11 protein-coding genes are annotated in these 11,490 nt (G+C 69.8%); 7 read left to right on the forward strand and 4 right to left on the reverse strand.

Annotation, left to right across the window (positions count from 1 at the left end; genetic code table 11):
- Positions 1-5: 5 nt before the first annotated feature.
- The 7 genes from efeB (at position 6) to J7E91_RS14980 (ending at position 7,603) form a co-directional block, all read left to right on the forward strand.
- Entirely contained in the window at positions 6-1,274 is a 1,269-nt protein-coding gene (efeB, locus tag J7E91_RS14950) for an iron uptake transporter deferrochelatase/peroxidase subunit (RefSeq protein WP_308376559.1), read from the forward strand.
- An 82-nt stretch (positions 1,275-1,356) separates the two neighbouring features.
- Complete coding sequence (gene pheA / locus J7E91_RS14955) at positions 1,357-2,292, forward strand: prephenate dehydratase (protein ID WP_214903729.1); 936 nt, start codon at positions 1,357-1,359, stop codon at positions 2,290-2,292.
- 573 nt (positions 2,293-2,865) lie between these two features.
- A complete protein-coding gene (gene serS, locus J7E91_RS14960) occupies positions 2,866-4,143 on the forward strand; it encodes a serine--tRNA ligase (RefSeq protein WP_214903731.1) in 1,278 nt (425 codons plus the stop codon).
- The gene (locus J7E91_RS14965; protein WP_214903733.1) at positions 4,140-4,970 is read left to right on the forward strand and encodes an HAD family hydrolase; all 831 of its coding nucleotides are present in this window, start codon (positions 4,140-4,142) and stop codon (positions 4,968-4,970) included. The genes serS and J7E91_RS14965 overlap by 4 nt, the downstream gene beginning before the upstream one ends.
- A 251-nt stretch (positions 4,971-5,221) precedes the next feature.
- The gene (locus tag J7E91_RS14970; RefSeq protein ID WP_214903735.1) at positions 5,222-5,896 is read left to right on the forward strand and encodes a FadR/GntR family transcriptional regulator; all 675 of its coding nucleotides are present in this window, start codon (positions 5,222-5,224) and stop codon (positions 5,894-5,896) included.
- Between the two features lie 62 nt (positions 5,897-5,958).
- A complete protein-coding gene (locus J7E91_RS14975) occupies positions 5,959-7,230 on the forward strand; it encodes an MFS transporter (protein WP_214903737.1) in 1,272 nt (423 codons plus the stop codon).
- Positions 7,231-7,243: 13 nt separating this feature from the next.
- On the forward strand, positions 7,244-7,603 hold the full coding sequence (locus J7E91_RS14980) for a DUF488 family protein (protein ID WP_308376562.1): 360 nt from the start codon (positions 7,244-7,246) through the stop codon (positions 7,601-7,603).
- Positions 7,604-7,722: 119 nt separating this feature from the next.
- Here J7E91_RS14980 and J7E91_RS14985 read toward each other — a convergent pair whose 3' ends face one another.
- Genes J7E91_RS14985 through J7E91_RS15000 form a run of 4 tightly spaced genes read right to left on the reverse strand, consistent with a single transcriptional unit; the run spans position 7,723 to position 11,310 of the window.
- Positions 7,723-8,442: an ABC transporter permease gene (locus tag J7E91_RS14985; RefSeq protein ID WP_214903962.1), complete on the reverse strand. Its 720-nt coding sequence runs from the start codon at positions 8,440-8,442 to the stop codon at positions 7,723-7,725.
- Between the two features lie 18 nt (positions 8,443-8,460).
- Positions 8,461-9,372 carry an ABC transporter ATP-binding protein gene (locus tag J7E91_RS14990; protein ID WP_214903740.1) on the reverse strand — a complete coding sequence of 304 codons (912 nt, stop codon included), beginning with the start codon at positions 9,370-9,372 and terminating at the stop codon, positions 8,461-8,463.
- Positions 9,369-10,280, reverse strand: coding sequence for an ABC transporter permease (locus J7E91_RS14995; RefSeq protein ID WP_214903743.1), 912 nt, complete (start codon positions 10,278-10,280; stop codon positions 9,369-9,371). The genes J7E91_RS14990 and J7E91_RS14995 overlap by 4 nt, the downstream gene beginning before the upstream one ends.
- Complete coding sequence (locus J7E91_RS15000; protein ID WP_308376587.1) at positions 10,270-11,310, reverse strand: ABC transporter ATP-binding protein; 1,041 nt, start codon at positions 11,308-11,310, stop codon at positions 10,270-10,272. The genes J7E91_RS14995 and J7E91_RS15000 overlap by 11 nt, the downstream gene beginning before the upstream one ends.
- Positions 11,311-11,490: the final 180 nt, after the last annotated feature.

Consider the following 11,490-nt stretch of genomic DNA (forward strand, 5'->3'; position numbering starts at 1 on the left):
CCGGCGTGAGCGACAACGGCGTGAGCGACAACGACATCTCCAGGAGGCGGCTGCTCGCCACCGCGGGCGCGACCGGCGCCGCCGGCCTCGTGCTCGGCGGCGCCGGCGGCGCGGGCGTGTACGCCGCGGCCACCGGCTCCGGCGCGTCCCCGGACGCGAAGGCGCTGGCGTCCGTCGGCTCGACCGCCGCCCCCTTCCACGGCGAACACCAGGCCGGCATCACCACACCCCTCCAGGCCCGCGGCCACCTCGTCGCCTTCGACCTCGCACCCGGCGCCGGACGCAAGGAGGCCGCGGCGCTGCTGCGCCGCTGGTCGGCCGCCGCGCGCACGATGATGGCCGGCGAGCCGTTCGGGGACACCGACTCGGGAGTGGCGCTGGACGCCGGACCCTCCTCGCTGACCGTCACCTTCGGCTTCGGCCGCACCTTCTTCGCCCGTACGGGACTGAACGGCCGGCGCCCCGCCGCGCTCGACCCGCTGCCCGACTTCTCCTCCGACCACCTCGACGCACGGCGCAGCAACGGCGACCTGTGGGTGCAGATCGGCGCCGACGACGCACTGGTCGCCTTCCACGCCCTGCGCACGATCCAGCGCGAGGCGGGTGACGCCGCCCGGGTGCGGTGGCAGATGAACGGTTTCAACCGTTCCCCGGGTGCGACCGCACAACCCATGACCGCCCGCAACCTGATGGGACAGATCGACGGTACGGGCAACCCCAAGCCGTCCGACGCCGACTTCGACCAGCGGATCTTCGTACCGGCCGACGGGGGAGCCGAGGGACCCGAGTGGATGGCGGGCGGCTCGTACGCCGTCGTACGCCGCATCCGGATGCTCCTCGACGACTGGGAGAAGCTCGCGCGCGGCGAACAGGAAAGGGTCATCGGACGGAAGAAGAGCGACGGAGCCCCGCTGACAGGCGGCAGCGAGACCACCGAGCTCGACCTGGACAAGACCGGCCCTGAGGGCAAGCTGGTCATCCCGTCGAACGCGCACGCCCGTATCTCCGCGCCCGAACAGAACGGCGGCGCGGCGATGCTGCGACGGCCGTTCTCGTACCACGACGGGATCGGTGCGGACGGCACGCCCGACGCGGGACTGCTCTTCATCTGCTGGCAGGCGGACCCGCTGCGCGGCTTCGTGCCGGTGCAGCGCAAGCTCGACCGGGGGGACGCGCTCTCGCCGTTCATCCGGCACGAGGCGAGCGGGCTGTTCGCGGTGCCGGGCGGGGCGCGGGACGGGGAGTACGTGGGACAGCGGCTCCTGGAGTCCTGACAGCCGGGAGTCCGCGTTCCGCACGGCCGTCCCGTACGGCGCATTAATACGGCCCTCCCGTACGGCGCATTAAGGTGACCGTATGTCGGCAACGCGCTATGCCTATCTCGGTCCCGAAGGCACCTTCACCGAGGTCGCCCTCCGTACGCTCCCTGAGGCCGCCACCCGGGAACTGGCCCCGATGGTGTCCGTGGCGGCCGCACTCGACGCCGTGCGCAACGGTGAGGCGGCGGCCGCGCTCGTACCGATCGAGAACTCCGTCGAGGGCGGGATCACCGCCACCCTCGACGAGCTGGCGTCGGGTGAACCGCTGATGATCTACCGCGAGGTGCTGCTGTCGATCAGCTTCGCGCTGCTGGTGCGTCCCGGCACGAAGCTCTCCGACATCAAGACGGTCACCGCGCACCCCGCCGCCCAGCCGCAGGTGCGCAACTGGATGGCGGCGAACCTGCCGGACGCGCTGTGGGAATCGGCGGCCTCGAACGCGGACGGCGCGCGGCTGGTGCAGGAGGGCCGGTTCGACGCGGCCTTCGCGGGTGAGTTCGCGGCGGCGAAGTACGGCCTGGAGCCGCTGGTCACCGAGATCCATGACGCGGTGAACGCGCAGACGCGCTTCGTGCTGGTGGGGCGGCCCGCGCGGCCGGCGGCGCCGACCGGGGCGGACAAGACGTCGGTGGTCCTCTGGCTGGGCGACGACCACCCGGGCGCACTGCTCGAACTGCTCCAGGAGTTCGCGGTGCGCGGGGTCAACCTGATGCTGATTCAGTCGCGGCCGACCGGTGCGGGTATCGGCAATTACTGCTTCGCCGTGGACGCCGAGGGCCATATCTCGGACCGGCGGGTGGGCGAGGCACTGATGGGGCTCAAGCGGATCTGCCCGAAGGTGCGGTTCCTCGGGTCGTATCCGCGGGCCGGTGTGGCGGTCGATGACGTGCGGGCGCTGCGGCCGGGCACCTCGGACGCGGAGTTCGTGGCGGCCGCCGACTGGCTGGCGCGGAGCCAGGACGGGCGGGCCTGACGGGCCCTGCGTGCCTCCGGCTGCTGGTCCTGCCTGGAGATTCAGGTTATCCACAGAAGTTGTCCACAGGCGCGCTTCTCGACCTGGGGACAAGTCGACAACGTACCCCGACATCGTCGACAAATCTGCTCAGAGGGCTCCCTTCTGTTCACAGGGCGGCAGGTCGGGCTCTGTCACCCCAATTCCATTGATCGACTCTTTAGAGCGAGTAATTCCCACCCGAATGAGCGTGTGAAGGGGGTTTGAACCGGGAATCACTCGCCCTTCACGCGCCTTTCGGAATGATCTTCTCCGGCATCCACAGATCTTTCGCACAGCCTGTGGATAAGTCACCGGGCCCGCCCATTCCTGTGGACAACGGGGTCGCCAACTCCCGCTTCCCGCAAGGAAAAAGCGTCAAGGGGGTGCCCGGAAAGTGCCCTGTTTCAGGGAATAGTGCCTGTTTTATTGACGTGCGCCGCAGGCTCCGGGGCGGCCGTCCTTCACCATTCCCAATTTGGGCATTACGGGCAAAGCGCCACGCAATGCGATATCAAGTCGATCGGCGGAAGCGGGCGCAGGTAGCCTGGTGGGGTGATTGACCTTCGCCTGCTCCGTGAGGACCCCGACCGTGTGCGCGCCTCCCAGCGCGCCCGTGGAGAGGACGTCGCCCTCGTCGACGCCCTCCTCTCCGCCGACGAACGGCGCAGGTCGTCCGGCGTCCGCTTCGACGAACTCCGCTCCGAGCAGAAGTCGCTCGGCAAACTCATCCCGAAGGCCTCCGGCGACGAGAAGGCCGAGCTGCTGAAGAAGGCCGGCGACCTCTCCGCCGCCGTCAAGGCCGCCGACGCCGAACAGGACAAGGCCGCCGAGGAGTCCAAGCGGCTGCTGCTCCAGCTCGGCAACATCGTCCACCCCGACGTCCCCGTCGGCGGCGAGGAAGACTTCGTCGTACGCGAGACGATCGGCGCCCCGCGCGACTTCGCGGCCGAGGGCTTCGAGCCCAAGGACCACCTGGAGCTCGGCGAGGCGCTCGGCGCGATCGACGTCGAGCGCGGCGCCAAGGTGTCCGGCTCGCGCTTCTACTACCTGACCGGCATCGGCGCGCTCCTCGAACTCGCCCTCGTCAACGCGGCGATCGCGCAGGCCACCGAGGCCGGCCTGGTCCCCATGCTGACGCCCGCGCTGGTCCGCCCGCGCGCCATGGAGGGCACGGGCTTCCTGGGCCAGGCCGCCGAGAACGTGTACCACCTGGAGAAGGACGACTACTACCTGGTCGGCACCTCCGAGGTCCCCCTCGCGGCGTACCACATGGACGAGATCATCGACGCCGACAAGCTGCCGCTGCGGTACGCCGGTTTCTCGCCCTGCTTCCGGCGCGAGGCCGGTACGTACGGGAAGGACACCCGTGGCATCTTCCGGGTGCACCAGTTCGACAAGGTCGAGATGTTCTCGTACGTCGACCCGGCGGACTCCGAGGCGGAGCTGGACCGGCTGCTGGCGTGGGAGAAGCAGTGGCTGTCGTCGCTGGAGCTGCCGTTCCAGGTGATCGATGTGGCCAGTGGTGACCTGGGTGCCTCGGCCTCGCGCAAGTTCGACTGCGAGGCGTGGATCCCGACGCAGGGCAAGTACCGCGAGCTGACGTCCGCGTCGAACTGCCTGGAGTTCCAGTCGCGCCGGCTGTCGATCCGGATGCGCGACGGAAAGAAGGTGCAGCCGCTCGCGACGCTGAACGGCACGCTGTGCGCCGTACCGCGCACGATCGTGGCGATCCTGGAGAACCACCAGCAGGCGGACGGTTCGGTGCGGGTTCCGGAAGTGCTGCGTCCGTACCTCGGAGGACGAGAGATCTTGGAGCCCCTCTCCAAGTGAGCACCGCCACCGGTCCGTTCCCCGGCCCCTTCCCGTACAAGCTTGTCGCGACCGACCTCGACGGGACGCTGCTGCGCTCCGACGACACGGTCTCGGCCCGTACGCGCGAAGCGCTCGCCGCCGCCACGGCGGCGGGCGCGGCCCACATCGTCGTCACCGGCCGCTCGGTTCCGTGGACCCGGCACATCCTGGACGATCTCGGCTACGAGGGCCTCGCGGTCTGCGGCCAGGGCGCACAGGTCTACCACGCGGGTGATCAGCGGCTGCTGACGTCGGTGACGCTGGACCGGCAGCTGGCGGGGCTGGCGCTCGCCAAGATCGAGGCGGAGACCGGCCCGCTGGCGCTCGCCGCGAGCCGCGACGGCCTGGACGGTGAGGTGCTGGTCGGGGCGGGCTACCGGGTGCAGGAAGGCCCGCTTCCGTACGTGGCCCTCGTCGACCCGTCCGACCTGTGGTCGGCGCCGCTGAACAAGGTCTACATCCAGCATCCCGACCTGGACGACGACGAGCTGGCGCGGGTCGCGCGTCAGACGGTCGGCAGTCTGGTCGACGTGGTCATGGCGGGTCCGGGCGTGGTGGAGCTCCTCCCGCTGGGCCTGAGCAAGGCGACGGGCCTTTCGCTGGCGGCGCGGCGGCTGGGGCTCAAGGCCTCGGACACGATCGCCTTCGGGGACATGCCGAACGACATCCCGATGTTCGGCTGGGCGGCGCACGGCGTGGCAATGGCCAACGCGCACGACGAACTGAAGGCCGTGGCGCACGAGATCACGGCGTCCCATGACCACGACGGCATCGCGGTCGTCCTGGAACAACTGCTGAGCGGCTGAAGTCCGCTTCTGCCGCCTTCAGTCGGCTTCTGCCGGCTTCTGTCGGCTTCTGCCGGCTTCTGTCGGCTTCTGCCGGTGGCGAGTGTTGGCCGGGTCGGCACGTCACCGGCCAACACTCCTCCCCCGTGAGTGGTGCGTCACCCAGTGTGCCTGGACCTTGCGGTCGGCGTCACCCTCTTTTCCGAGTTGTAGGATGATCGGGCAACCGGGTGAATCGGTAGAGCGTTCAGCAGAGGGAAGCGGAGGCGGCCATGGCGCTGCGGGCGGCGGGACGGCAGTCCCTCGTGGACACCGTCGTGGACCAGCTGCGGGCCCAGCTGGCCGAGGGCGAGTGGGCCGTCGGCGACCGCATCCCCACCGAGCACGAGCTCGCCGGGCAGCTCGGCGTCGGCCGCAACACGGTGCGCGAGGCGGTGCGTGTGCTCGTGCACGCCGGGCTCCTCGAATCGCGCCAGGGCAACGGCACGTTCGTACGCTCGGCCGCCGACCCGGCAGCGGTACTGCGCGGAATGCGGCACGCGAACGTACTGGACGTGCTGGAGCTGCGGGTCGCGCTGGAGGCCGAGGCGGCGAGGCTGGCGGCCGTACGACGCGACGAGGCGGATTTGCGTACGCTGCGCCGCGTCCTCGCTGAGCTGCATGAGCAGGGGGACCGGGCCGCAGACGCCGACCTGGCCTTCCACCTCGGTGTCGTCGAGGCGACGCACAACGCCGCGTTCACCGAGGTCTACCGCTTCTTCTCCGCTCAGGTGCACGAGACGCTGGTCACCTCGCTCGGGGATCAGGAGATGCCGCCGATCGACCTGGCGGCGCACGGGGCGCTGATCGACGCGATCGAGGCGGGTGACCCGGCGGCGGCGGAACGGGCCGCTCGGGCTGTGCTCCAGGTGCCGATCGACGTGGTGACGGCCTTGATCATCCGCTGACCCGACTTCCTGTCCTCAACACCCTCCCCTCAGTAACACCCTTTCCTCGAAAGGTGCTTGCTTTGTCACGCCCGGATTCCGATCAACTCCTCCTGGATGCCGAGGCCGACGTACGGCTGTCGCCTCAAGGAGCCGCCGCGAGACGGGCGTTGCTCGCCCGTCCGGTGGTGCTGCTGATCGGGATCGTGCTGGCGTCCGTGAACATGCGGGCGGCGCTGGCGAGCGCGTCGCCGCTGGTGAGCGAGATCAGCGAGACGTTCGGGCTGTCGTCGACGGCGACCAGTCTGGTGACGTCGGTGCCGGTGCTGTTCCTCGGCGTGGGGGCGATGGTGGCGCCGTGGCTGGGGCGGCGGTTCGGCACCGAAGTGGTGCTGTTCTGCGCACTGTTGCTGCTGGGCGTGGGGATTGTGGTGCGGGTGGTGCCCACTGTGCCGACGTTGTACGGCGGCAGCCTGGTCATCGGCCTGGCGATCGCCCTGCTCAACGTCCTGATGCCGGGCCTGATCAAGCGGGACTTCCCGGGCAGGGCCGCCTCGATGACGTCGGTCTACACCGGCGCGATGATCGCGGGGGCGACGGTCGCGGCGGCCGCTTCGGTGCCGCTGGAGAAGGCGTTCGGCGACAGCTGGGAGGCGTCGCTGGCGTTCTGGTCGCTGCTTGCCGTGGTCGCTGCCGTGGCGTGGCTGCCGCAGGTGCTGATCGCCCGTGGCCGTACGGGGCACGAGGTACGGGTGGCACCGAGGGGTGAGGCCCGTACCGGCGGCCGCAGCGTGTGGCGGTCGGCGCTGGCGTGGCAGGTGACGCTCTTCATGGGGCTGCAGTCGCTCTGGACGTACGTCCTGATCGCCTGGATGCCGACGATCTTCACGGACCACGGAATGAGCCGTTCCACGGCTGGTGTGGTCTTCGCCTTCAACAACCTCATCCAGGTCGCGGGCGCGTTCGGTGTGCCGCTGCTGGCCGGACGCATGCGCAGCCAGCGACCGCTGATCGTGCTGGTCACGACCATGGTCGCGGCCGGTTACGCCGGCCTGATGCTCGCCCCGGTGTCCGGCGCGTGGCTGTGGTCGGCGGTGCTCGGCGTCGGCCAGGGCGGCGCGGTCGGCCTCGCGCTGACGCTGATCGTGCTCCGCTCGGGCGACGCGGTGACGGCGGCCCGGCTGTCGGGGATGGCGCAGACGGTGGGCTACCTGCTGGCCGCGGTGGGCCCGGTGGCGGCGGGCGCGGTGTATGAGGCGACCGGAAGCTGGACGCTGCCGATCGCCCTGATGCTGGGGGTGTGTGCGGCGGCCCTGGTGGTGGGTCTGTACGCGGCGCGGGACCGGAAGGTGTAGCAGGCTGGTCCTCGTGACGAAACCTGATGTCCGTGTGCGCAGGGTGTACGACCCGCCGTCCGCCGATGACGGTACGCGCATACTGGTCGACCGGCTGTGGCCGCGCGGCCTGAGCAAGGAGACGGCGGAGGTCGACGAGTGGCCGAAGGCCCTCACTCCGTCGGCGGAACTGCGCCGCTGGTACCACGGTCCTTCGGGCGAGTTCGAGAAGTTCGCCCGGCGTTACGAGTCCGAGCTCGCCGCCCCGGAAGCGGCCGCTGCCCTGGAGGACGTACGTACGCTCGCGAGGGCGGGCCGGATCACCCTGCTCACCGCCGCCAAGGACCCGGACCGCAGCCACACCGCCGTACTGCGGCGGCTGCTGCTGGCCTGAGGTCCTCGACGGCGGCGATGTATCAGCGGCGCCCACCCCGCTTGCCGCACTGACCGCACTGACCGCGTTGGCCGCGTTGGCCGCGTTCCAGTGCGCTCAGCCGGTGACAGACGTTCCGGTTACTCCTCGCCGGCGAGCTTGAGCGTGCGGAGTTTCTGGCCCGCGTACCAGGTCGCCGCCGCCGTCACCGCCGCCAGCAGCACCACTGCCGTCGGCAGGGCGACGTCCGAGGTGATCGTGCCGTTCGCGCCGATGCGTTCCGCCAGGGACAGCGCCCACTGCTGGACGCTGAGCGTGCGCGCGCCCGGGACGAGGCTGCCGAAGAGCGTCTCCCAGACCAGCGCGTAGACGAGGCCGAAGACCACCGCGTGGCGGCTGACCGTACCGAGGAGGAGGAAGATCGCGCTGTACGCGATCGACGCGACCAGCGCCGCGACCGTGTAGGCGATGGCGATCTGACCGCCGTTGCCGTTCAGGATCAGGCCCGCGACGAACGTGGGGATCGCGGAGAAGGCCATCGTCACGGCGATCGCGACGATCAGCTTGGTGAAGATGATCGTGGGCCGCTTCACCGGCTTGGCGAGCAGGTAGACGATCGAGCCGTCGTCGATCTCCGGTCCGATCGCGCCGGTTCCCGCGATCACGCCGATCAGCGGGACCATCGTGGCGATCGCGAAACCGCCCAGGACGTCGGACGCGATCTGGTCGTCCGCGCCCGCGAGCAGCCGTACCGAGACCGCGATGGCGATCAGCAGGGCCGGCAGGACGAAGAGGATGGCGGCCCTGCGGCGGCCGAGGAGGGCCCGGTAGGTGAGCCGGGCGACTGTGGGTTCGTAGATCATCGCTGCAAGCTCCTTTCAGGCCGCTACGAGGTAGGAGAAGACCGATTCGAGCGACTCGTCGGAGGGCGAGACCGTCATCAGCCGGATGCCGTGCGCGCGGGCGACCTGCGGGAGCAGTGCGGTGAACCGGCCGAAGTCGACGGCCTGGATGCGCAGCGCGCCTTCCGCCAGGTCCACTTCGATGCCGGCCGTGGACGGGTCCGCGATGAGTGCCGCGGCGAGCGCGCGGTCGTCGCTGGAGCGTACGAGATAGCGGTGCGGGCGGTCCGTCATCAGGCGGCGGATCTTGCGGAAGTCACCGGAGGCCGCGTGCCGTCCGGCGACGATCACCTCGATGTGCGAGGCGAGCTGCTCGACCTCCTCCAGGATGTGAGAGGAGAAAAGGACCGTACGGCCCTGCGCGCCCATCCGCCGCAGCAGGTCCATCAGCTGCATGCGCTGGCGCGGGTCCATGCCGTTGAACGGCTCGTCCAGGAGCAGCACCGACGGGTTGTGGACGAGCGCGGACGCCATCTTCACGCGCTGGCGCATGCCCTTGCTGTACGTCGCGATCTTGCGGTCCTGCGCGTACTCCATCTCGACGGTCGCGAGCGCCTGCTGGGCCGCCCCGGCGGTCAGGCCGTGCAGCTCGGCGTTGGCGACGACGAATTCGCGTCCCGTGAGGAAGTCGTACATCGCCTCCCTCTCGGGCACGATTCCGATCTCCTTGTAGACGGACTCGTTGCGCCAGATCGGTTTCCCGTCGAGAGTGACGGTGCCCGTGGAGGGGGCGAGGAAGCCGCCCATCATGTTGATGAGGGTGGACTTTCCGGCGCCGTTGGGGCCGAGCAGTCCGGTCACACCCGGGCCGACGCGCATGGTGATGTCGTTGACGGCCACCACATTTCCGAACCAGCGCGAGGTGTGGTCGATGTCGATGGTGGTCACAGTCCGGCCTTTCGGTAGCGGCGCATCAGCACGGCGTACGAGCCGACGACGAGCGCGAGAACGGCGAGCAGGTAGACCACGCCACTGCCGGCCGAGGGGCCTTCCCTTCCGGGGAAGGCCGATGTGGCGCCGAGGAAGGCGGTCTGTACGCCGTCGATCAACGTGAGGGGCGAGAACAGGCCTAGCCACTCGACCGCTCCGGTGGAACCCTGGTCCCAGGCGATCACCTGGACCGTGGACACCGCGCCGTACGAGATGGTCAGTACGGCGATGACGGCGGCCACTCCGAAGCCGCGGCGCGGGGTGAGGGCGGCCGTCACCAGGCCGAGGCCGGCGAAGAGTACGGACAGCAGTGCCACGGAGACCAGCCCCTGTGCGAACGCCTTCGTCTGGTCCGCGAAGTCGAATTCGGCGAGAAGCGCACCGGCGTACAGGATCACCAGGGGGGTCGCCGTGAGGATGAAGAGGGCCGACGCCATCGCCGCGTACTTGGCGAGGACGTAGTCGACGCGCTCGATGGGGCGTGAGAAGTACAGCGGGACGGTCTTGAAGCGCAGGTCCCGCGAGACGGACTGAGGGGCCTGGGAGGCGAGGTAGAGGCCGATGACGGCCTGCATGACGATCGCGTACCGCGTGTACTTCACCGGCAGGTCGGTCATGCCGGGGCCGGCCACGGCGACCGCGACGATGATCGCCGCGACCAGGCACATGACCGCGAAGAGGATCATCGGCAGCACCTTGGACTTGGCGCTGCGGCCCAGTCCGTACGCGCCGCGCAGCGACTGTGAGAAGAGCGAGCGGCGTGCGTACGCGCGGCCCAGGCGCGGTCCGTCGTACGACCGGTAGCCGATGTTGTGGATACGGGTCGGGTCGGTCGTGCCCGGCGGTGTCGTGAGGTCAGATGCCATCGCGGCCGTCTCCCTTCTGCTGCACGGCGTGCGGTACGGCGTGCTGCGCGGCGGCGACGGGCTCACGGGGGGCGGCCTCGGCGTCCGTTTCGGTGTGAGCGTCGGTGCGGAAGACCTCCGCGATGTGGTGCCGGCGCTGTTCCATCCGTACGAGCCCGACTCCCAGGTCGGCGACGGTGTCCCGCACCAGGTCGTACGTCTGCTCGCCGGTCGCTTCGACGAGCAGGATGTGACCGGCGCCCGGCAGACCGTCCTCCACGCGCGCGTGGAGCTTCGCTCCGGCGGCGGTCAGTGCCTCGCGCAGGGCGCGCGTGCCGTCCGGGTGGGTGTCGCTGTCGGTCACTTCGACGGCGAGGGTGGCGGTGGTCTGCGTGAAGTCGCTGGTGGAGCTGGAGCGCAGCAGCGTGCCGCCGTCGATGACGACGACGTGGTCGCAGGTGCGCTCCAGCTCGCCGAGGAGGTGCGAGGTGACCAGGACCGAGATGCCGAAGTCGGTGTAGATACGGCGGATGAGGCCGAGCATCTCGTCGCGGCCGACCGGGTCGAGGCCGTTGGTCGGCTCGTCGAGGAGGACCAGCTTCGGGTCGTGGACCAGGGCCTGGGCCAGCTTCACGCGCTGCTTCATGCCGGTCGAGTAACCGCCGATGGGGCGGTAGCGCTCCTCGTACAGGCCGACGTGGCGCAGTGTGTCGGCGGTGCGCTCTCGGGCGGCGGTCGGCGGGAGCCCCGACATGCGCGCCATGTGGACGACGAACTCGGTGGCCGAGACGTCGGGTGGCAGCGCGTCGTGCTCGGGCATGTAGCCGACCTGCTCGCGGATGGCGCCGCCACTGGTGGCGACGTCCAGGCCGAGCACGGCGGCCGTGCCCTCCGTGGCGGGGGACAGACCCAGCAGGATTTTGATCAAAGTGGACTTGCCGGCTCCGTTGGCGCCCACCAGGCCGGTCACACCGGGTCCGATGTCCAACGAGAGCCGGTCAAGAGCGGTCACCCTCGGGAACCGCTTGCTCAGGCTTTCGGTCGCGATCACAGTCACGTTTCGAAGGTAGTGGCGCGGGCCACACCAGGCGTCAGACCAGACGGCTGGATCCGTGTCCGACTCCAGGCGTACGGGCCCGTAGGGGGCACCGGCCGCCGCATCAAGTTTCCCCAGGTAACGCAGACCCCTTGACGTCGCCGCCGGGCATTGTCACATTCATCAGTGTCAAGT

Source organism: Streptomyces sp. ISL-99 (assembly GCF_018614005.1).
Classification (GTDB): domain Bacteria; phylum Actinomycetota; class Actinomycetes; order Streptomycetales; family Streptomycetaceae; genus Streptomyces; species Streptomyces flavidovirens.